This is a genomic window from Streptomyces sp. NPDC044064 (assembly GCF_056434245.1).
In genome coordinates, this window is sequence record NZ_JBWKFN010000021.1 from 149,456 (window position 1) to 170,745 (window position 21,290).

Here is a 21,290-nt window from a genome sequence, read left to right on the forward strand (position 1 = left end):
AGTTCCTTCCAGGAGCCGCCGCAGGCAGTCGGCGGCGTGCGAAGCACTTTGTGCGTGAGCGCATTCCTGAACCGCCCCCGCACCGGGTAAGGCCGAAATTAGGCAGATCAGATGAAGCGGCCGATGGCCAGAAGTGAACGGCGGGTGAACCCCTGCCGTCGGTGCGGTGAGGTCACGGAATGCTTACGGGGAGGGCACGCGTAGGTTCCGACAACCAGGTCAACCGGACGGATATTCGAGACTCGTTCCTCTGTCGACTGGAACCCCTGTGCGCATGGCGTCGTCTCGTTCCAGGAGAGCCGAGGAAAGGCGACGAACACATGGAACGGCGTACGTTCATCTCGGGCGGCGCGGCCGCTGTGGCGGCGACCGCGCTGGCCGGGTGCAGCACCGGCTCGGGCACCTCCGCCAGGTCCTCGGCCCACACCCTGACATCCTCCGGTACGGCACTGAAGACCACCAGCCAGGCGGCCGCCGCGAACTGGGCGGCCCTCGCCCGCGACCTCGACGGACCCCTGGTGCGCCCCGGGGACGCGACCTGGAAGACGGCCCACCAGCTGTACAACACCCGCTTCGACGGCCTGAAGCCGGCCGCGGTCGCCTATGTCGCCCACGCCGACGACATCCGCACGACCCTGTCCTACGCCCAGTCCCACGGGATACGCGTGTCGATACGCAACGGCGGCCACTCCTACGCCGGCTACTCCTCGGGCGACAACCGGCTGATCCTCGACGTGTCCAAGCTGAACCGCGTCCGCGTGAGCGGCGGGACGGCGGTGGTCGGCGCCGGCTCCAAGCTGATCGACGTCTACCGGGCGCTGGGCGCGAAGGGCGTGACCATACCCGCGGGCTCCTGCCCCACGGTCGGCGTCTCCGGCCTGGTCCTCGGCGGCGGCCACGGGGTCGCCTCCCGCGCCTACGGCCTGACCTGCGACAGCCTCACCCAGGCGACGGTGATCACGGCGGACGGCACCCAGGTCACCGCGAACGCCACCTCCCACTCCGACCTCTTCTGGGCACTGCGCGGCGCGGGCAACGGCAACTTCGGTGTCGTCACCGAGCTGCAGTTCAAGACCCACGCGGCGCCGCAGGCGGTGACCGCGTACATGACGTGGTCCTGGTCCAAGGCGGCCGCGGTGATCAAGGCCTGGCAGGAGTGGGGGCCGAGCCAGCCGGACGAGATCTGGTCCTCCCTCCACCTGTCGAACACCCCGGGCGGCACGCCGACGATCTCCGTGGCCTGCTTCTCCCTCGGCACCTACGGCGAACTCCAGAACGCGGTGGACCGCCTCGCGCACCAGGCCGGGGCGAACGCCCGGAGCGTCTCCCTGCGCCGCCGCGGCTACGAGGAGGCGATGGAGATCTATGCCGGCTGCTCCTCCTTCTCCACGGACGCCCAGTGCCACCTCCCGGGCTCCACCCCCGGCCGCTCGCCCCAGGGCCGGCTGGGCCGGGAGACCTACGCGGCCCGGTCCGACTTCTTCGACCGCTCCCTGTCCGCGGCGGGCATCCAGACCCTGCTGAAGCAGATCGGTTCCGTCCGGGGCGGCGGGGGCAGCATCGCCTTCACCGCCCTCGGCGGCGCGGTCAACCGGGTCAGCCCCACGGCGACGGCCTTCGTCCACCGCCGCTCCCGCATGCTGGCCCAGTACATAGCCTCCTGGGGCGCGGGTGCCTCCGGCAGCACGGCCCAGTCGTGGCTCACGTCCGCCCACGACGCGATGAAGCCGTACGCCTCCGGCGCCGCCTACCAGAACTACACCGACCCGACGCTGACGAACTGGCGCAAGGCGTACTACGGCGACGCGGCGACCCGCCTCGGCAAGGTGAAGAAGCAGTACGACCCGGAGAGGTTCTTCTCCTACGCGCAGGGGCTGTAACAGGGGCGGTGAGGGATCGCGGGGACCTGCGACCGGTGAGTGCCGGTCGCGCCCACGCGGCGGAGCCGCATGTCGATACGGCCCCGCGCCCGCCCGGCAGCCGTACCGGCTACGCGGCCAGGTCCTTCTCCTCGGACTCCACCGGTCGACGCGCACCGGGCACCAGCGCATCGTCCTGAGCCCCGCTCGCCGGCCGGCGGCGGACGATCCACCCCGCCCGCGGCGACCGCTCGACCGCCTTCATCAGCGGGGTCAGCAGGGCCGAGGCCAGCGGGGACAGCAGCAGTACGACCGCCGTGCCCAGGGCGAAGCCGCCGACCACGTCGGTCGGGTAGTGGACGCCCATGTACACCCGGCAGAAACCCTCCAGCAGGGCCAGACCGATGCCCGCGAGGCCGAAGCGGCGGTTGGCGACGAAGAGGCCGACGCCGAGGGCCATGGTGATCGTCGCGTGGTCGCTGACGAAGGAGAAGTCGGTCTTGCCGGCGACCAGGACGTCCAGGCCCCGGTGGTCGACGAAGGGGCGGGGGCGTTCGACGAAGCCGCGGATCGGTACGTTCACCAGCACCGCGACACCGGCCGCGAGCGGCGCCCACACCAGCGCGGCGACGGAGGACGCGGCGTCCTCCTCGGACCGGCGGCGCACCGACCACCAGCACCACAGCACGAGCAGCACCATGGCCAGAAGCAGTCCGTACTCACCGACGAACTCCATGACCCGGTCGAACCAGTGCGGCGCGTCCTTGGCCAGGCCATTGATGTCGTAGAGCAGGTCGACGTCGGGGTTCGATCCGGATTCGGCGAGTACAGCCATCGTGCTGCGGCCCCTTCGTCGTTTTCCCGGACGCACCTCGTGTGCGTCGCTCCAGCCCCCCGTGGTTCGTAGATCCGCTTCCGCTGCACTGCCGCTGACGTCCGCTCGGCTACGTCAACAGGAACGCACAGCCCCCATTGATACGTTCCACTCTCCACCGAATGATCACTCAGACGTTATCGAAGAGAGACTCATCACCGCAGCTCAGGGGGTTGGTTCACGCTCGGTTCACACCGCGGTCGGGAGCGCTTTCGCGCCATCTTCGGTGACCCGAGTGGCACCGAAGTAGTCGGGGGTGTCGACCGGGTCGAACCGGATCACGGCGCCCGACCGCGGCGCGTCGATCATGTACCCGCCGCCCACATAGATTCCCACGTGCCGGATGGCCCGTGAGTCGGTGAGGTTGTCGGAGAAGAAGACGAGGTCACCGGGGAGCAGTTGGTCGCGCGAGGGGTGCGGGCCCGCGTTGTACTGGTCGTTGGCGACCCGGGGCAGGGTGATGCCGACCTTCTCGTACGCGGCCTTGGTCAGACCCGAGCAGTCGAAGCGTCCCCCCTGGTCGGCGGTGCCGTCGCCGCCCCACAGGTAGGGCGTGCCGAGCTTGCTCTGGGCGAAGGCGATGGCGCCCGCGGCCTGCCGGGTGGGGTCGATCCGCCGGACCGGCGCGGCAAAGCTCTTCTCCAGGCTGCGGATCCGCTGGACGTAGTTCTGCGTCTCGCTGATGCCCGGGACGCCGCCCGCCTTGATGACCCGGTAGGCACCCGCGTTGTAGGCGGCGAGCATGTTGTCGGAGACGTTGCCGGGAACGTCCTTGACGTACTTGGCGAGTTCGCAGTCGTACGACGCGGCCGACGGGATCGCGTCACTCGGGTTCCAGATGTCGCGCTTGCCGTCGCCGTTGCCGTCGATGCCGTGCGTCGCCCAGGTGCTCGGGATGAACTGGGCGATGCCGCGCGCGTCGGCGGGGCTGACGATCGTCGGGTTCCAGCCGCTCTCCTGGTACAGCTGGGCGGCGAGCAGCGCCGGGCTGAGCGCGGGGCAGAGGTTCCCCCACTGCTGCACGAGCTGCTTGTAGGCGGCCGGCACGGCTCCCTTGGCGAGCCCGCGGCTGCCCGTGGTCACGCTGTTGACGAGGTTTCCGGCGACGATGTACACGCCGACGACCAGCAGCATCACGAACGCGAGCCCGGCACCGAGACCGGCCCCGGCCGCGATCCATGCCTTACGCACCGTCAACCGCCCCTCGCCGACCGGGAGTACGCCGGGGGTCAGTCTACGGCCGGGAGTCCCCGAGGCGGCCGCAACCGGCCCTGGTCAAGACCCTGTCCAGTCGGGATCCCGCCCAATCGCGCGGCACCTCCGGCACGACCGTGTGCAACTCGGCGTACCGCTCGGCGAGATCGGAGCACCGGCCGAGCACGTCCGAGACGTGCTGCCGCCTCCGCGGGGCTCACGGACCGGCAATGGCGTCCTTGTACAACTCCGCCGCCTCCGCGCCCAGCACCACGCTGTAGGAGATGTCGGCGGTGGCACCGCCGTGCTCATGCCCGCCCAGCACCCCGACGATCTGCTTGGCCCCGTTCACCCAGGGACTGCCACTGGTCCCTCCGGTGAACTCGGGACAGTTGATCCGCTGCTGGGTACGGCTGTGCAGGGCCGGCTTGTTGGTGCAGGTGACCGGCACCTCGCGCTCGTCCGGATACCCGGTGACGGTCACGGCGGTGGCCCCGGTGGCGGTCCCGGTGACGAACCGGTTCCCGCCCACCACGTCCTCGACCCGCCTGCCGCCCAGCTCGTCGACGTAGGCGAAGGCGATGTCGCTGTCCTCGTTCTGCCCCTTGGCCCACCCGTCGGGCAGGAACCGCTTCCCCACCTTCCACACCCCGTACGGCGCGTGCCCGTCCCGGTACCCCGGCGCGAACACCAGGTCCCCGGAATCACCGTCCACGCAATGCGCCGCCGTGACGATGAGATACCGCTGCCGGCTGTGCACGACCGAGGCGGTGCAGAAGTGCCCGCCGGCCAGCTTGCCGACCCGGTCCGCGCCGAACAGCGCGCCGACCCGCGCGCTCTGCCGCGACGCACCCGTGGCGGCGGTGACCCCGAAGGGCCCCGGCCCGTCGGACGCGGAGGCCACGGACGCCGACGTCAGGCCGAGCGTCACCACGCCGCACAGCAAGGCGGGACGCGAAGTGAGCCAGATGCGTGAGATGCGCTTCATCAGGCGTCACTCTCTCCCATGAAGGTGAGAAACCCGTCCCGACTTCACTGAGATTTTCCTGTGAACCGTCCCTATGGCCGCTGGGCCTGCCCATGGACCAGGACGTCACGGTGATCCCGATGGTCTCGGTGGCAGCCCGACATCCCACTCGGCGCCGAACCCACCGTACTGGCCAACACCCTCCGCCGCCTCTCCGTCACGCTCCGCACACGCCAGAGAGGCCTCAAGTCGGGCCGACGATCCGTACCGGCGGAGAGGGCAGGATTCGAACCTGCGTGGGCCCTTGCGGGGCCCGACCTCGAGGCGTGCTCGCTGGTCCCCGATCAACCACTCCGGGCACCTCTCCCCGTGACCGGCTTCCGGTTTCCCGTGCCGTTCACAAGTACAAGAGTGCCCGGAGGCGCTGACAGCCCGCTGACGGAGCGCTGACCGTCAACGGGCGTCAGGAGAGGGCTTCTAGTCGACGTCCACCGGACCGTCGTCCGACTTCTTCTCGCTCCGCGCGGGCAGCTGGATCAGGCCCTCGAGCTTGTTCTCCGCGGGGCGGCGGCCCTGGCCCTCGGAGTCCCCGCCGTTCAGGTTCTGCCGGACCGAGTCGAGGATGGTCAGGCCCTGGGACACCAGGCCCGCGGCGATCTCGCCGAGTCCGTCCGCGCCGTTGAGGACGTTGACGTTGGCGCCGGCGAGGCCACCGGCGGCCTCCTTGACGATCTGCGGGAGCTGGTCGATCAGCATCCGGTCGAGTGCGACCCGGTCGTACGAGGCCGCCGCCTCCGCCTGGACCTTCATCCGCTGCGCCTCGGCGGCCGCGAGGATCCTCACCCGCTCCGCCTCGGCCTCGGCGGGCTTCACGACCTCGGCCACCAGCTGCTGCTGGCGCAGCTTGGCCTGGCGCTGGGCCAGCTCCGTCTGGGCGGCGAGCACCTCCTGCTGGGCGTGCGCCTGCGCCAGCGGTCCGGCCTGCGAGGAATGCGCCTGCGCCCGGTCCACCTCGGCCGAGTACTCCGCCTTGACGATGGCGGTCTGCCGGGCGTACTCGGCCTGCTTGCGGGCCGCCGCCTGCTCCGCCTCGACCGCGGCCTGGGTGGCCTGCGCCTGGGCGATCTGCGCCTGCCGCTGGATCGCCGCCTTGTGCGGCGCGGACATCGCGTCGATGTAGCCGGTGTCGCCGTCGTCGATCGACTGGATCTGCAGCGAGTCCACGATCAGGCCGATCTTCGCCATCTCCGTCTTCGAGGTGTCCAGTACCTCCGCGGCGAGCTTCTGCCGCTCGGTGACGATCTCCTCGACCGTCATCGAGCCGATGATGGCCCGCAGGTGGCCGGCGAAGATCCGGCCGGTCAGCACCGACATCTGCTCCTGGTCGGAGAGGAACCGCTGGCCCGCGTTGATGATGCTCTCGTGGTCGTTGCCGACCTTGAAGGCGATGACCGCGCGGACGTGCAGCGAGATGCCCTGCCTGGTCACACAGGTCTCGGTGACCTCGGACTCGCACATCGACAGGGTGAGGAAGCGGACCTTGCGGAAGACCGGCAGCACGAACTTGCCGTGCCCCGTCACCACTCGGAACGGCGCGCCCCCCAGTCCCCGCCGGCCGCCCGAGATCAACATCGCCTCGTCGGGCGCGGGAACGCGGTATCCGAACATCCTGTACTCCTCAGCCGGCGTCGGCGGTGTCGCCGCCGAGCGCATCCAACGGATCCACCCACTCGATGACACCGACCTCGCGGCATCCACGGGATTCGATCACGAGTACCGTCGCGCCCGTCGGGAGGGGTTGCTCCGACCACGCGAGGAAGGTTTCCGAGCCTCCTCTGACCCGCACCAGGACCTCACCGGGGCCCGCGGATCCACGCGTTCCGATGAGTACTTTCCCCGTGCAGCCGATCACGGCCTCGTCCTGCGGCATCACCGGCCGTCCTCCTCGTCCTGACCCCAGGATTCCGACGATAGACCCAGTCGGGTCGGGGGCCCAACGGGCCGTAGGACTCGGTTCCGCAGGACTTCGTGGGACCCGGTTCCGCCGCCCGCACGGACCGGCCCCGACGTGCTCTCTCAGCCCTGGCGCAACCCCTTCGCCCCGGACGGCCCCGCCACCGCGGCGAGCCCCCACTCGACCCCGGTCATCTCCTCCGACAGCGTCCACAGCCTCCGCGCCGCCCCGGGATCGCTCGCCGCCGCGCTGCGGCCCACCAGCGTCGGCGCGCCCCGCATCTCGCCCAGCCCGTCCGGGCCGACGTACGCCGCCCCCGGCAGATCCTGGCCGGCCGCGTAGAGCGTCGGCAGGGCGCCGGACTTGTCGTCCTGGGCCAGGACCTTGTTGCCGACGGCCATGAACACCCGCATGAGGGGGTTCGCCGTGTGGCTCTGCAGGTTGGTCGCCGCGTAACCGGGGTGGGCCGCCAGGGCACGTACGGCGGAGCCCGCCTCGGTCAGCCGGCGCTGGAGTTCCAGGGTGAACAGGAGGTTGGCCAGCTTGGACTGGGCGTAGGCGCGGGTCGGGGAGTAGCGCCCCCGCAGGTTCACGTCCTCGAAGTGGATCACTCCGTCGCCGCCGCGGTGGAGGCCCGAGGACACCGTCACCACCCGGTCCGTGACGTACGGCAGCAGCAGGTTGGTGAGCGCGAAGTGCCCGAGGTGGTTCGTGCCGAACTGCATCTCGAAGCCGTCCTTGGTGCGCTGCTCCGGCAGCATCATCACGCCGGCGTTGTTGATCAGCAGGTCGATCGGCCCCTGCCATCCGGCGGCGAACTCCCGCACCGAGGCCAGGTCCGCCAGGTCCAGGCGGCGTACCTCGACGCTGCCGCTCACGTTCGCCGCCGCGGCGCCGCCGCGCGCGGGGTCCCGTACGGCGAACACCACATGCGCCCCGGCCCGGGCCAGCGCCTCGGCGGTCGCGAGGCCGAGGCCGCTGTTGGCGCCGGTGATCACGGCCGTACGGCCGGAGAGGTCGGGCAGGTGGGTCGCGTTCCACTTGTGCGCGGGGCGCGTGGTCTTGCTCGTATCAGCCATAGCCTCAATGTAGGCATCGACAACAATGCTGTCAATGACAACAATGATGGCGATGCCAACTAAATTGACGCCGTCTACATCGGGATACGATGGCACCCATGTCGCGCATGTCCCCGTCACCCTCGAGCCGCCCCTACCACCACGGAGATCTGCGCGCCGCCCTGCTCAGGAGCGCCGAGCGCACCCTGCGGGAGAAGGGGGTCGGCACGCTGTCGCTGCGCGAGCTGGCCCGCGACATCGGCGTGAGCCACGCCGCCCCGGGCCGGCACTTCAAGGACAAGCAGGCCCTGCTCGACGCCCTCGCGCTGGACGGGTACGAGCGCCTCAACCAGGCCCTGGGCGCCGCCGCCGAGCAGCCCGGCCTCACCTTCGAGCAGCGGATGACGGCGCTCGCCCGCGCCTACCTCGGCTTCGCCGTCGAGAACCCGGAACTCCTGGAGCTGATGTTCGCGCGCAAGCACGACCCCGACAGCTCCGCACAGCTCGCGGCGGCCGTCGACGAGTCCCTCGGCTCCTTCGCCCGGATGATGGCGGACGCCCAGGAGCAGGGCGAGATCATCCAGGGCGACCCCGAGCGCCTCACGATGGTCGCCGCCGCGAGCCTGCACGGACTCGCCGCCCTGATCGCCAGCTGCGCCCTGGAGGCGGAGGAGGCCCTGGCCGGCCTGGACGAACACGTCCATCTGCTGCTGCACGGCCTCAGGCCCAGGTGAGCAACTGACCATCTGTGCGCTCTCTGTGCACCTGGTCAAGCACAGGCCGGCACAGAGCCAGCACAGAGCCATTGATCGGTAAGCCCCCAACCCCCTTCGGTATGGCGGAAGTCAGGATTCCGAGACCCGCCTTGTACGTTGCGTACGCCCACCCCCACCCCCCGCATACGCGGCAGATGGCGCCATGTCGGCTCCGCCGCCGCGGCCACCACGGCGCTGCTCCTCGCCGGACTCGGCACCGCCGTCCACGCGGACGCGGCCACCCCCACGGCCACGAAGTCCGTCAGCGCCAAGGCCGTCGCCGCCCAGGTCGCCAAGGCCCATGTGCACTACACCAACGCGTGTGACGCGACCCCGAAGAAGGGCTACGCGTCCTGCCACGCGCTGCGCGTCACCAGCGGCACCACCGCCTTCCAGGAGGAACAGGCCGCCAGGAAGGGCGTCGCGCCCGGGACCGTCTCGCCGAAGGCCGCGTCCGACTCCCCGACGGGGTACGGCCCGAGCGACCTCCAGGACGCCTACGGCCTGACGTCCGCCGCCGCCTCCAACGGCTCCGGCGAGACGATCGCGATCGTCGACGCGTACGACGACCCGAACGCCGAGGCGGACCTGGCCACCTACCGCTCGTACTACGGCCTGTCGGACTGCACCACCGACAACGGCTGCTTCAAGAAGGTCGGCCAGACCGGTTCGACGACCTCGCTGCCCAGCGCCGACAGCGGCTGGGCCGGTGAGATCTCGCTCGACCTCGACATGGCCTCCGCCGTCTGCCCGAACTGCAACATCCTGCTCGTCGAGACCAAGTCGTCGAGCATGGCCAACCTGGGCACGGCCGTGAACGAGGCCGTCAAGCTGGGCGCCAGGTTCGTCTCCAACAGCTACGGCGGCTCCGAGTCGTCCAGCGACACCTCGTACGACTCCTCGTACTTCAACCACCCGGGCGTCGTCATCACCGTCAGCGCGGGCGACGAGGCCTACGGCGCCGAGTACCCGGCCGGCTCGAAGTACGTCACCGCCGTCGGCGGCACCGCTCTGAAGTCCTCCTCCAACAGCCGCGGCTGGACCGAGAGCGTCTGGAAGACCTCCAGCACCGAGGGCACCGGCTCCGGCTGCTCCGCGTACGACGCCAAGCCCACCTGGCAGACCGACACCGGCTGCACCAAGCGCATGATCGCCGACGTCTCGGCCGTCGCCGACCCGGCCACCGGTGTCTCCGTCTACGACACCTACGGCTCCGACGGCACCGGCTGGAACACCTACGGCGGCACCAGCGCCTCGGCCCCGATCATCGCCGGCGTCTACGCCCTGGCCGGCACCCCGGGCTCCAGCGACCACCCCGCCTCCTACCCGTACGCCGCGGCCGGCACGTCCGCCCTCAACGACGTCACCAGCGGCAACAACGGCACCTGCTCCACCAGCTACTTCTGCACCGCGAAAGCGGGCTACGACGGCCCGACCGGCTGGGGCACCCCGCAGGGCACGGACGCCTTCACCGGCTGACACACACATGAACCACCCCGTCGGGTCACGGGGAGCCGCCATCCGAGGGGGACGTGGGGTCCCTTCGGCGGCAAGGAAGAGGAAGACGGGCCACGGCATCCGGCCGCGGCCCGTTTTCCCGTTCCCGTTGCCGGCTCGACCGGTGCGGCCCCCGCCTTCCGGGCGTGACGGTGCACAGGGCACCATCGAAGAACGCCGCCTCACTCACGATGCCCCGGGGGAAGACCACATGAAGCGCACTCTGGCAGTCCTGGCCACCGTCGCCGTACTCACCGCTCCGCTGGCCGGTTGCAGCAGCAAGCCGAAGACCGTCACCGGCACCGTCGTCGGCAAGGACACGGACCACGAGTGCTCGACGAAGAAGAAGGGCAGGAAGAAGACCCGCAGCTGCCACACCGAGTACGAGTTGACGGTCCGTACGAAGAGCGGCGACGAGGAAGAGGTCGACGTCAGCAGCGGCGCCTACGGCAACTGCGCCGAGGGTTCGCGCTACCCCAAGTGCACCACGCGCTAGCGGTTCTGCGTCAGGCCCGCCTCGGTCCCGTGTGTGCCGAGGCGGTGCAGATCTCCGGAGCCTGCCGGCCGGGCTCGGCCCGACACCTATGCTGCACTGAACATCTCAAGATCATCTGCAAAAACACACGGGGACATGAACAAGTACACAGTGACGGCCGTCGGCCTCGTCCTTACGCTCGGGCTGGTCGCAGGCTGCGGTTCCTCCGACGGCGACGACTCCGCCTCCGGGCCGAAGGGCGGCAGCTCGGCCCGCCCGGACGGCGCGAGGCCCACAGGACCCGCGTACAGCGGACCCGGGATACCCGGCCTTGCCGCCCGGCCCGCATGGAGCCTGCCGCCCGCCCACGCCATCGACCTCGGTGACACCCTCCTGTTCGCCAAGGACGCCCAGGGCAAGTACGCCATCGGTCACGGATACGCGTGGGAGCCGGCCGACGGCTCGGTCGGCACCCTCCACTTCACCGACGACCCCGAACCGGCCACCTTGGAGTTCCGGGATGTGAAGACCGGCCGGGTGCGCAAGACCCTCAAGGTGAAGACCGATCGCGTGGCCGCCACGACCTGGCACAACGGCGTCCGGGCGGTCGCGGTGTTCGCCGCTGCCACGACGGAGTCGGACGGTCTGAGCGAGGAGAAGACCACCACCAAGGTCACCGTCTACGGCAGCGACGGCGCCGAACTGGGCAAGGCCACCGCCGAGGGCGACAAGTTCGACGTCCACGAGGGGTACATCATCGAGCAGGACGGTGACGAGAGCCTGAAGCTCACGCCCATTGACGGCGGCGCCGCCCGCAAGGTCACCTGCACCGGACAGCTGGCGCGGTGCTCCTTCGACCCGCGCAACAACGAGATCGACGGCGGGCAGGCCCACGCGCCCCTGGTCACCGGCAAGTACGCCTTCCACGTGGAGAACGCGTCCACCTACGAGAACGATCCCGAACAGCTCGTCATGACGGACCTCACCACCGGCAAGAAGGCCTGGAGCACCGCGGACGTCACCCCGCCGGCGGGCGTGGAGCTGGACGAGGACGGGAAGCGCACCAGCGGCGCCCTCCGGGTCCTCGACGTGCGCGACGGCCGTGTCCTCACCGCCTGGGGTGCGGGCGCCTTCTCTCCCGACACCTGGGTGACGGCGACGTACGACATCGCGAGCGGCAAACAGGTCGGCGGCTCCTCGAAGTACTCGTACGAGGACAGCCCTGCCGACACCCTCAACACCGAGGGCTCCTCCGTCTTCACGCCCGACCACACCCTGGCCGCCGCGCACACGGAGCAGGGCACCGCCGTGTGGCAGCCCGCCGACGGCAAGGAGGTCTGGGCACAGAAGGAGGGCGAGAAGGCGATGCAGCCGCTGCGCTTCTCGCCGAACGGCACCCTCTACGGCACCACGAAGGACGACTTCAGCCCGAGCGTGTTCCTCGCGGTCGACGGCCGTACCAAGAAGGTGCTCGCCAAGAGCCTGCCCGAGGAGAACATCCCGCTCTTCTCGCAACCGTCGGGGTACGGCTACATCAGCACACAGAAGGGCTTCTTCGTCTTCCCGGCCCAGGGCTGAAGCGTGTTGTGCGGGTGGAGACGCTCACCGGGCCGGGGGGCCGCGCGGCCGGACGCCGCGAGCGGTACCTTCGTAGCGCTTGCCACAAACGCGGCCAGGTCCCATTCACCCGTCCGAGGGGGATGACGGCCGACCGCGACCAGCCGCTGCCTGCCCGACCGGCCGTCAGAAACCCTGCCGGGCCGTAAGGGGGTCAACGACGGAACCACACGACAGGTTCCGCTCAGGCCTCGTTGCCCGGCGTGACCTGCCGTGATACACAGAGTGACCGTACGAGGTATTCGTACGAAACCCGCCAGTCAATGACGTCAAGTCGACATACGACGGCGACGTTGTCAGCGAGAATGATGCCTGACCTTTGCACACCGCGAGGTCCAGCGGAACTACCCACCAGGGGCGGTGACTTACATGCTCTTTGCGGCCGACAAGGGAGACATCAACACCATCATCGGCGGGATCGCTCCGGACTGGGGCCCCTTCGGCAGCCTGGGCAACGAGGCCAAGGTCATGATCGAGGTGGTGATGGCCGTGGCCATCCTGCTCTGCCTCGGCATCGCGGTCTGGGGTGCGGCCAAACAGCGGATCGGCGCGACGGCACTGCGCGACACCTTCAGCGCGGAGCAGGGCAAGGGCCTGATCATCGCCGGCCTCACCGGGGTCTTCATCATCGGCTCCCTCGGCACACTGTTCACGATCGTGTACGGCATGGCGGTCTGACGCCCCTTCTGCTCCCGGGCGCGCCCGGTCGTCCCCTCCACCCCACCCACCCGTCGTGCCCACCGGCAGAGGTTGCGTTTCCCTGATGTCGAGTCACCACACCGCGCCCGCGCGGGAACCAGCACGGCTACCGTCGTATGTCTACAAGGTGGAGGGGGCGTACGCGGCATGAGTCCCACAGACGAGCAGGATTACCCCGAAGCGGGCCAGACCCGAACCCGCCTGCCCGGCGGCGACCCGTACGGCGGCGCACCCCGCAGAACCGGCCGCTCCTCCTCGCGGAGCCTGGTCACGGTGGTCGGCGTGGTCGTCCTCCTCATCGCGGCGATCGCCTTCGCGAACCGCGGTGACGGTTCGTCCACCGACGACACGTCCGACAAGAGCGACCGGCCCCGAACGTCCGCCACCGCAGCAAGCGGCACGAAGCCGGTGGATACGAAGAACGCCGGCATTCCCTCCGGGTTCGCGCACAGCGGGCAGGGGGCGGAGAGTGCGGCGGCCAATTATGCGGTGGTGCTGGTTTCGGCCGACATCCTCAAGCCTTCGCAGCGGAGCGAGATCGTCAAGCAGGTGTTCGCCACCTATCAGCAGGCTCCCCTGACCGAAAAGTTCAACAAGGCGTACAGCAAGCAGTTCCTGAGCAGCATCGGCCTGGACGCGAACGGCAACGCACCCGCCGGACGCACCTATGTCTCACGCACGGCGCCCCTCGGCACCAAGCTCACGAACTACTCGGACTCCACCGCCACGATCGAAGTCTGGTGCACCGGTGTGTTCGGCACCGCCGGTGACGACTCGACCAATCCAGTCACCAGCGACTGGTTCACCATGACCCTCCAGCTGCGCTGGGAGAACGGTGACTGGAAGGTCGACAACTTCTCCCAGAAGGACGGTCCCGCTCCCGTCCCCGGTGACAGCAAGGCATCCAGCGCCGACCAGATGGCCAAGGCCGTAGAGGAGTACGGAGGCTTCACTTATGCCCGGTAGTCCGCGCCGAGTACTCAAGATCGCCGCCGCCGTCTCCGCCCTGCAGGGCGCTCTCCTCCTGCTGGCCACTCGAGCCGTCGCCGCCCCCACACCGTCACCGTCGTCCAATAACTGCGACCTCATCGTCGGCCCTGCAAAGCAGTTCTGTGAGAAGGACAGCGGCTCGAAGGGAGGCTCCTCCGGCCTCACCTCCGACAGCCCCCTAGGCTCCACCCTCGACCCCCTCGCCTCCCTGGCCAAAGGCTGTGCGGATGCCGCCTCCTGGACCATCGGGAAGCTCAGTGGTGCCGTGAAGGAGACGGCGAACGTCGACTTCACGAACACGAAGTTCCTGCAGCAGTACGCGGTGGTGTTCGCGGCGTCCACCGTCCTCACCCTGCTGCTGTGGCTGCTGGCCGTGGCCAAGAGGGCCGTGCGAGGGGTGCCCCTGACCACCGCGATCGGCGAAGCCGTCGGCTTCCTGTGGCTCACGGTGCTCGCCTCCGCCTTCACCCCGCTGATCCTCTACACGGTCGTATCGGCGACGGACGGCGTGACGGACGTACTCGCGAAGGCCACCGGCGACCAGACGGACACCTTCTTCGGCACCTTCTCCGGCGCCCTCAACAAGGGAAACAACATCGGCGGCGGCCCGATCATGCTGATCGTCGTCTCCCTGGTCAGCATCCTCGCCGCCGGCGTCCTCTGGCTGGAGTTGGTCATCCGCGCCGCCCTGCTCTACGTCGGCGCCCTCCTCGGCACCGTCGTCTACGCGGGCCTGGTCGACAAGAACCTGTGGGGACACGTCAGGCGCTGGGCCGGGATCATGATCGCCGTCATCCTGGTCAAACCGGTGATCGTCATCGTGCTCGGCCTCGCCGGCGCCCTCTCCGGCGACAGCGGCCCCGACGCCTTCTCCGCCGTCGTCTCCGGCCTCGCCATCATCCTGCTCGCCATCTTCGCCAGCGCGATGATCTACCGTTTCGTCCCCGGCTTCGGCGACGAGATCGCGAACGGCCGCAACAACCGCATCATGCAGGGCGCCGAGGGCAAGGCAGCGGCCGTCATCAGCTCGCCCGCCACCCTGGTCGCCCAGGGCATCAAGACCCACAGCACCCGCGCCGACAACAACGGAGGAGGCGGAGGCGGCTCCAGCAGCGCCCGCCCCGCCAACCCCGCCTCCGGCGGTGTCGCCGCCCACAGCAGCCGTACCCCCCAGGGCGGCGGCGGAGCAGTCCCCTCCGCCGCACCCGCGCCGCGCGCACCCAGCCCGGCCAACACCCCGCACGCCAGCAACACCCGCAACAGCAACCGCTCGGGAGGTGAAGGGCGTTGACGACCGAGTCCCACCTGTCCCATCCGGTCACGCCCCGCCGTACGTATCTCATCGGCCGCGCCCGGCCGAACGCGATCGTCGGCCGGAACCGTGAGTCCGGCGAGATCGCGCTGATCATCGCCGGCGCGTTCCTCGGCATGATGTGCGGCCTCCTCGTCCCGGTCCTGTCCCTGCGGATCGTGTTCCTGACGGGCTTCCCGCTGCTCGCGCTCGCCGCGGTCTACGTGCCGTACAAGCGCCGCACGTTCTACAAGTGGTTCGAGATCAACCGCTCGTACAAGCGGACCGTCAAGCGCGGCGCCGCGTACCGCTCCGGTGCCGTCGAGGCCGGAACCCGGCTCGACGGGCGCGAGGTCGAGATCGGGCCGCCGCCGGGCATCGGCCGGATCAGCTGGCTCGCCGCGCCCTTCGGCCCCGACGAGATCGCCGTACTCCTGCACGCCGACCGCAGGACGGTCACGGCCGCCATCGAGATCGAGGGCCCCGGCGTCGGCCTGCGCGACTCCGAGGACCAGGAAGCCCTCGTCGACCGCTTCGGCACGCTCCTCAAGCACGTGGCCAACGGCGACGGCTTCGTCACCCGCCTGCAGATGCTCGCCCGCACGCTCCCCGCCGACCCCGACGCCCACGCCAAGGACGTCACGCTGCGCGGTGACGACAAGGCACCCGACTGGCTGTCACGGTCCTACGACCAGCTCCAGTCCATGGTGTCCACCAGCAGCGAGCAGCACCGCGCCTACCTCGTCGCCTGCATGCACTACACCCGCGAACTGGCCTCCGAGGCCCAGGCCATGGCACGGGCCGCACGGCCCCAGGCCGGCCGCAAGCTGGACCGGGACGCGGGCCTGGCCGTCGTCATGGCCCGTGAGCTGACCGACATCTGCTCACGCCTCCAGGAGGCCGACATCCGCGTCCGCCAGCCCCTCGGGCAGGGCAGGCTCGCCTCCCTCATCCACTCCATGTACGACCCGGACCACCCCATCGACCACATCCAGGCGATGACCCGGCGCAACGCCTGGCCGGCCGAGCTGGACGCCATGGAGCCCACCTACCTCCAGGCCAAGACCCGCGAGTCCGCCACCCGCGCCCCCTGGTGCCACGCCACCGCCTGGGTGAAGGAGTGGCCGATGACCCCGGTCGGCGTCAACTTCCTGGCACCCCTGCTCGTCCACACCCCGGACGTCATCCGCACGGTCGCCGTGACGATGGATCTCGAACCCACCGAGGTGGCCATCGAACGCATGCTGACCGAGAAGACCAACGACGAGGCCGAGGCCTCCCGCGCCGCCAAGATGAACCGCACCGTCGACCCGCGCGACATCGCCGCCCACAACCGCCTCGACCAGCGCGGCGAGGACCTGGCGAGCGGCGCGGCGGGCGTGAACCTCGTCGGCTACATCACCGTGTCGTCACGCTCCCCGGAGGCCCTCAACCGCGACAAGCGGACCATAAGGGCCTCCGCCGGAAAGTCGTACCTGAAACTGGAGTGGTGCGACCGTGAGCACCACCGGGCCTTCGTGAACACACTTCCCTTCGCCACCGGCATTCGAAGGTAGGGGCTGATGCGCTGATGCGGGACCCGCTGTCCGTCCTCACCGACGCCTTCACGTCCTTCCTCTTCGGCAAGGTCGAGACGACCCGTCTGCCGGTCCGCACCTCCACGGGCCAGGCCCAGGCGGTCTACCTGCCGACCGCCGCGCCCGGCCTCGGCGACTCCGGCGTCATCATCGGCCGCGAGGTGTACTCCGGGAAGGGCTACATCTACGACCCCTTCCAGCTGTACGGCCAGCAGCTGCCGGCGCCGCACTGGCTGGTCCTCGGCGAGTCCGGCAACGGCAAGTCGGCCCTGGAGAAGACATACGTCCTACGGCAGCTGCGCTTCCGCGACCGCCAGGTCGTCGTCCTCGACGCCCAGGGCGAGGACGGGGTCGGCGAATGGAACCTCATCGCCGAGGAGCTGGGGATAACTCCCATCCGCCTGGACCCGACGGCGGCCCTGGACCACGGCATCCGTCTGAACCCCCTGGACCCCGCCATCACGACGACGGGCCAGCTCGCGCTGCTGCGCACCATCATCGAGGTCGCCATGGGCCACGGCCTGGACGAACGCTCCGGCTTCGCCCTCAAGGTCGCCCACTCCTACGTCAACGAGTCGATCCTCGACCGCCAGCCGGTCCTCACCGACATCGTGGAACAGCTGCGGCACCCGGAGCCGGAGTCCGCGGAGGCGATGAACGTCGCCATAGACGACGTACGGGCCTGGGGCCTGGACGTGGCCCTGGTCCTGGACCGCCTGGTCGACGGTGACCTGCGTGGCATGTTCGACGGCCCGACGACCGTCGGCATCGACCTCGACGCCCCGCTGATCGTCTTCGACCTGTCCCACATCGACCGCAACTCCATCGCCATGCCGATCCTGATGGCGATCGTCGGTGTGTGGCTGGAGCACACCTGGATCCGCCCCGACCGCAAGAAGCGCATCTTCCTCGTCGAAGAGGCCTGGCACATCATCAACAGCCCTTTCGTGGCACAGCTGTTCCAGCGTCTGCTGAAGTTCGGCCGACGACTGGGCCTGTCCTTCGTGGCGGTCGTCCACCATCTGTCCGACGTGGTGGACGGCGCGGCGGCGAAGGAGGCGGCGGCGATCCTGAAGATGGCCTCGACCCGGACCATCTACGCCCAGAAGGCGGACGAAGCGAGGGCCACGGGCCGGGTTCTGGGCCTCCCGCGCTGGGCCGTGGAGATCATCCCCACCCTCACCCCCGGCATCGCCGTCTGGGACGTCAACGGCAACGTCCAGGTGGTCAAACACCTGGTCACGGAGACGGAACGCCCACTGGTCTTCACCGACCGCGCCATGACCGAATCCTCCAGCGACCTGGCGGCCGACGACGCCCTGCACGCGGCCGAGCGGGAGGCCGAGCAGCGGGCGGCGGCCTTCGTGGAGCAGCACCTGGGCGACTCCGAATCGACGGTGGCGTAGGGGGAGAGCGTGAGACCGGACGACCGCGACCGTCACGACGGCCGTGACAGCCGTGACAGCCGTCGGGAAGCCCAGGGCGGCATCCCCGACGGCCTGCTGATCGGCATACTCGGCTTCCTCCTCGGCATGACCCTGCTGGTGTGGACGGCCACGGGTCTGGCGGGCCTCTTCACCAAGGGCGCCTGGCCCAAGGGCGTCACCTTCACCCACACCCCCTTGGCCATGCGCCACCTCATCGGCAGGCCCCACGACATCACCGGCGCCTGGCCGGACACCCCCGCCGGCCAACTCTCCGGCTGGGGCCTCTTCTGGGGCCTGTTCATCGGCCAGCTGATGGTCCTCTTCGTCCTGGCCCTGTTCGTGATGGGGACGGTGGCACGGTGGCGGGCGGGGAAGGTACGGCGGGCGTTCGACCGGGGGGCGGCGAAGGGGCGGGCCCAGTCCCCGGCGCCATCTCCGACGCCCTCTCCTGCACCGGAACAGCGTCACGAGGTCCCGGTGCCCCGCACAGAGCCGGAACCGGAACCCGCGCCCGAGCCCGCTTCGTTGGAGCACCTCCCAGCCGACGGCGGACCGGTGAGTGGGTGGGAAACGAGCAGCGCCGAACCCGGGGTGCACTACGGCACACGGGAAAGCCGCCACTCAGCCGCAGCCAGGGCCATCCAGGACGCCCCCGGCCCCACCCTGGTCGTCACCTCGAACCCCGCCCTCTGGCAGGACACGAAGGACGCCCGAGCCAAACTGGGCCCCACCCTCCTCTACGACCCCGCCCACCTCTGCGACACCCCGGCCCGCCTCCACTGGTCCCCCACCACAGGCTGCGAGGACAAACAGACGGCCGTACAGAGAGCCACCGCACTCCTCAGCCCCGTCCAGCCCACAGCCAAGATCGACCAGGCGGTCGCCGACACGGCGACGACGCTCCTGCGGAGCTACCTGCACGCCGCCGCCCTGGAGTCCCGCACCATCCGCCACGTCCACCGCTGGTCCCAGGGCACCCAGATCCAGGACGCCGTACGAACCCTCCGTACCAACCCCAAGGCCGCCCCCGGCGCCGCGGGCGAACTCGAGGCCGCGCTCACCGCGCACCCGGAACGCCGTGACATGGCCCAGGAGTTGACCAGCCGGGCCCTCGCCGCCCTCTTCACGGTCAACATCCGCGAAGCATGCACACCAAACCGAACTGATGCGCTCGCCTTGGATTCCTTCGTGGACGAAGGGGGCACGCTTTATCTGGTAGGTGAATCCATCGAGGACCCCAGGACCAACCCTGGTGCGATGCCCCTCCTGACGGCCCTCGTCTCCAGCGTGGTCGAGCGCGGCCGGCACATGGCCGAAAGGTCATCCTCCGGTCGGCTCGACCCACCACTCACCCTGGTCCTCGACGATGTCGGGGCCGTGGCGCCGCTCCCCCAGCTGCCGGAGCTGCTGGCCACCGGCGCCGACCGGGGCATGCCCACCCTCGCCCTGCTCCGCTCCCGCGAGCAGGCCAGGTCCCGCTGGCCCCACCAGGAACTGCCGGCCTGACCCGAACTCCCGGGAGCCGCTCCGGAACTACCGCTCCAGAACGAACTCCAGCTCGTTCTCGGCCTCGTCCTTCTCGAACGACACGACCAGCCCGCTCGGCGCGAACCCCACCTTGCGGTACGCACCCTGAGCCCGCGCGTTGTCCGTGTGGACGAACAGCCGTACCCGCTCGGCACCCCGCTCCCACGCCCAGGACACACCCGCGTCGAACAGGGTCTTGATCAGCCCGTTCCCACGGTGCTCCGGCCGTACGAACACACCGACCACGTGTCCCTGCCGGCGCTCCACCGGATACCCGGCCCAGTCCTTCGTCCCTGGCTCCTCCAGGAGCACGGTGACGGTGCCGACCCAGCTCCCGTCCGGCACCTGAGCGATGAACTGCCGCGCGGAACCGCTCTCTTCGGCGGATCCGACGGCCCTCGCCCGGTAGAAGGAGTCCGGCCTTTCCATGGCGTCCTCGTAGGTCTCCAGGAAGGCGATGGACGCGACCGGATCCCGCAGCGCGTCCAGACGCAACTGCTTCACGGCGGCCCACTCGTCGGGTCGTATCGCTCGGACGACGTAGTCATCGCTGGTCGGGCTACTCATGGAGCCACGGTAGCCCGCACCCCCCACCCGCCTCACCCGATATTCAGGCCCCGCTGTCAGTGGCCGGTCCTAGGGTGACCCCATGACCACGCTTCCCGATCGACCCAACACAGCAGTACTCGTCATCGACGTCCAGAACGGTGTGGTGGCGAACTCCCACGACCGCGAGGGCGTCATCGCGAACATCAACACCCTGATCGACAAGGCCCGCGCGGCGGACGTGCCGGTCATCTGGGTGCAGCACTCCGACGAAGAACTGACGTACGGCAGCGAGACCTGGCAGTACGTACCGGAGCTGACCCGCCAGGACGGCGAGTCCCTGGTCCACAAGAAGTACCCGGACTCCTTCGAGGACACCGAACTGGAGACGGTGCTTGCCGACCGGAAGGTGGGCCGGCTCCTCGTCACGGGCGCGCAGACGGACGTGTGCATCCGCTCGACCCTGCACGGTGCGATCGTCCGCGGGTACGACGCGACGCTGGTCGCCGACGCCCACACCACCGAGGACCTGTCCAAGTACGGCGCCCCCGCCCCGGAGCAGGTGATCGCCCACACCAATCTCTACTGGAGCTGGCACAGCGCGCCCGGTCGTCAGGGCGGGATCACCAAGGCGGCTGAGGTGACCTTCTAGCCGGCCATAAACGCAGAAAACCCCCGCATCCGAAGATGCGGGGGTTTTCTCAAAATTTGTTCGGCGGCGTCCTACTCTCCCACAGGGTCCCCCCTGCAGTACCATCGGCGCTGTGAGGCTTAGCTTCCGGGTTCGGAATGTAACCGGGCGTTTCCCTCACGCTATGACCACCGAAACACTATGAAACTGTAGACCGGGCCGCATATTTCAGCGACGTGGTCGTGGTTTCAGAACCAACACAGTGAACGCGAGCATCAATGGACAAGCCCTCGGCCTATTAGTACCAGTCAACTCCACCCGTTACCAGGCTTCCATATCTGGCCTATCAACC

The 21,290-nt window shown here is 69.5% G+C and carries 19 protein-coding genes, 1 rRNA gene and 1 pseudogene; 12 read left to right on the plus strand and 9 right to left on the minus strand.

Features of this window, described 5'->3' with window-relative positions:
- The first annotated feature begins 320 nt into the window (after positions 1-320).
- Positions 321-1,880, plus strand: coding sequence for an FAD-binding oxidoreductase (locus AC07DS_RS30595; RefSeq protein WP_479150465.1), 1,560 nt, complete (start codon positions 321-323; stop codon positions 1,878-1,880).
- 109 nt (positions 1,881-1,989) lie between these two features.
- On the opposite strand, the gene AC07DS_RS30600 is transcribed toward AC07DS_RS30595, so the two are convergent.
- The 7 genes and pseudogenes from AC07DS_RS30600 to AC07DS_RS30630 form a co-directional block, all read right to left on the minus strand.
- Positions 1,990-2,694 (minus strand): phosphatase PAP2 family protein, encoded by a 705-nt coding sequence (locus AC07DS_RS30600; protein WP_479150467.1) that lies wholly within the window; start codon positions 2,692-2,694, stop codon positions 1,990-1,992.
- 228 nt (positions 2,695-2,922) lie between these two features.
- On the minus strand, positions 2,923-3,924 hold the full coding sequence (locus AC07DS_RS30605; RefSeq protein WP_479150469.1) for a C40 family peptidase: 1,002 nt from the start codon (positions 3,922-3,924) through the stop codon (positions 2,923-2,925).
- A 220-nt stretch (positions 3,925-4,144) separates the two neighbouring features.
- Positions 4,145-4,915: a trypsin-like serine peptidase gene (locus AC07DS_RS30610; protein ID WP_479150471.1), complete on the minus strand. Its 771-nt coding sequence runs from the start codon at positions 4,913-4,915 to the stop codon at positions 4,145-4,147.
- Positions 4,916-5,165: 250 nt separating this feature from the next.
- Positions 5,166-5,261 (minus strand): annotated as a pseudogene (locus tag AC07DS_RS30615).
- Positions 5,262-5,371: 110 nt separating this feature from the next.
- Complete coding sequence (locus tag AC07DS_RS30620) at positions 5,372-6,562, minus strand: flotillin family protein (protein WP_479150474.1); 1,191 nt, start codon at positions 6,560-6,562, stop codon at positions 5,372-5,374.
- A gap of 10 nt (positions 6,563-6,572) precedes the next feature.
- Positions 6,573-6,824 carry a hypothetical protein gene (locus AC07DS_RS30625; RefSeq protein ID WP_403956395.1) on the minus strand — a complete coding sequence of 84 codons (252 nt, stop codon included), beginning with the start codon at positions 6,822-6,824 and terminating at the stop codon, positions 6,573-6,575.
- Positions 6,825-6,970: 146 nt separating this feature from the next.
- Positions 6,971-7,927 carry an oxidoreductase gene (locus tag AC07DS_RS30630; protein WP_479150476.1) on the minus strand — a complete coding sequence of 319 codons (957 nt, stop codon included), beginning with the start codon at positions 7,925-7,927 and terminating at the stop codon, positions 6,971-6,973.
- A 98-nt stretch (positions 7,928-8,025) separates the two neighbouring features.
- On the opposite strand from AC07DS_RS30630, the gene AC07DS_RS30635 reads away from it, so the two are divergent.
- The 10 genes from AC07DS_RS30635 (at position 8,026) to AC07DS_RS30680 (ending at position 19,740) form a co-directional block, all read left to right on the plus strand.
- Positions 8,026-8,640, plus strand: a complete 615-nt coding sequence (locus AC07DS_RS30635) for a TetR/AcrR family transcriptional regulator (RefSeq protein ID WP_479150479.1) — start codon at positions 8,026-8,028, stop codon at positions 8,638-8,640.
- A gap of 138 nt (positions 8,641-8,778) precedes the next feature.
- On the plus strand, positions 8,779-10,140 hold the full coding sequence (locus tag AC07DS_RS30640; protein ID WP_479150483.1) for a S53 family peptidase: 1,362 nt from the start codon (positions 8,779-8,781) through the stop codon (positions 10,138-10,140).
- A gap of 229 nt (positions 10,141-10,369) precedes the next feature.
- Positions 10,370-10,654: a hypothetical protein gene (locus AC07DS_RS30645; protein ID WP_479150485.1), complete on the plus strand. Its 285-nt coding sequence runs from the start codon at positions 10,370-10,372 to the stop codon at positions 10,652-10,654.
- 135 nt (positions 10,655-10,789) lie between these two features.
- Positions 10,790-12,211 carry a hypothetical protein gene (locus AC07DS_RS30650; protein WP_479150488.1) on the plus strand — a complete coding sequence of 474 codons (1,422 nt, stop codon included), beginning with the start codon at positions 10,790-10,792 and terminating at the stop codon, positions 12,209-12,211.
- A 408-nt stretch (positions 12,212-12,619) separates the two neighbouring features.
- Positions 12,620-12,928, plus strand: coding sequence for a hypothetical protein (locus AC07DS_RS30655; protein WP_014673544.1), 309 nt, complete (start codon positions 12,620-12,622; stop codon positions 12,926-12,928).
- 168 nt (positions 12,929-13,096) lie between these two features.
- A complete protein-coding gene (locus AC07DS_RS30660) occupies positions 13,097-13,915 on the plus strand; it encodes a DUF8175 domain-containg protein (protein ID WP_479150492.1) in 819 nt (272 codons plus the stop codon).
- Positions 13,905-15,230, plus strand: a complete 1,326-nt coding sequence (locus AC07DS_RS30665; RefSeq protein ID WP_479150495.1) for a hypothetical protein — start codon at positions 13,905-13,907, stop codon at positions 15,228-15,230. Before AC07DS_RS30660 ends, AC07DS_RS30665 begins: the two co-directional genes overlap by 11 nt.
- Positions 15,227-16,786 (plus strand): SCO6880 family protein, encoded by a 1,560-nt coding sequence (locus tag AC07DS_RS30670; protein ID WP_479150499.1) that lies wholly within the window; start codon positions 15,227-15,229, stop codon positions 16,784-16,786. The genes AC07DS_RS30665 and AC07DS_RS30670 overlap by 4 nt, the downstream gene beginning before the upstream one ends.
- 14 nt (positions 16,787-16,800) lie before the next feature.
- The gene (locus AC07DS_RS30675) at positions 16,801-18,213 is read left to right on the plus strand and encodes an ATP-binding protein (protein ID WP_479150502.1); all 1,413 of its coding nucleotides are present in this window, start codon (positions 16,801-16,803) and stop codon (positions 18,211-18,213) included.
- Between the two features lie 9 nt (positions 18,214-18,222).
- Positions 18,223-19,740 (plus strand): type IV secretory system conjugative DNA transfer family protein, encoded by a 1,518-nt coding sequence (locus tag AC07DS_RS30680; protein WP_479150504.1) that lies wholly within the window; start codon positions 18,223-18,225, stop codon positions 19,738-19,740.
- Between the two features lie 27 nt (positions 19,741-19,767).
- On the opposite strand, the gene AC07DS_RS30685 is transcribed toward AC07DS_RS30680, so the two are convergent.
- A complete protein-coding gene (locus tag AC07DS_RS30685; protein ID WP_479150507.1) occupies positions 19,768-20,328 on the minus strand; it encodes a GNAT family N-acetyltransferase in 561 nt (186 codons plus the stop codon).
- Between the two features lie 82 nt (positions 20,329-20,410).
- On the opposite strand from AC07DS_RS30685, the gene AC07DS_RS30690 reads away from it, so the two are divergent.
- On the plus strand, positions 20,411-20,959 hold the full coding sequence (locus AC07DS_RS30690) for a cysteine hydrolase family protein (protein WP_479150509.1): 549 nt from the start codon (positions 20,411-20,413) through the stop codon (positions 20,957-20,959).
- Between the two features lie 58 nt (positions 20,960-21,017).
- On the opposite strand, the gene rrf is transcribed toward AC07DS_RS30690, so the two are convergent.
- Positions 21,018-21,134 (minus strand): 5S ribosomal RNA (gene rrf / locus AC07DS_RS30695).
- Positions 21,135-21,290: the final 156 nt, after the last annotated feature.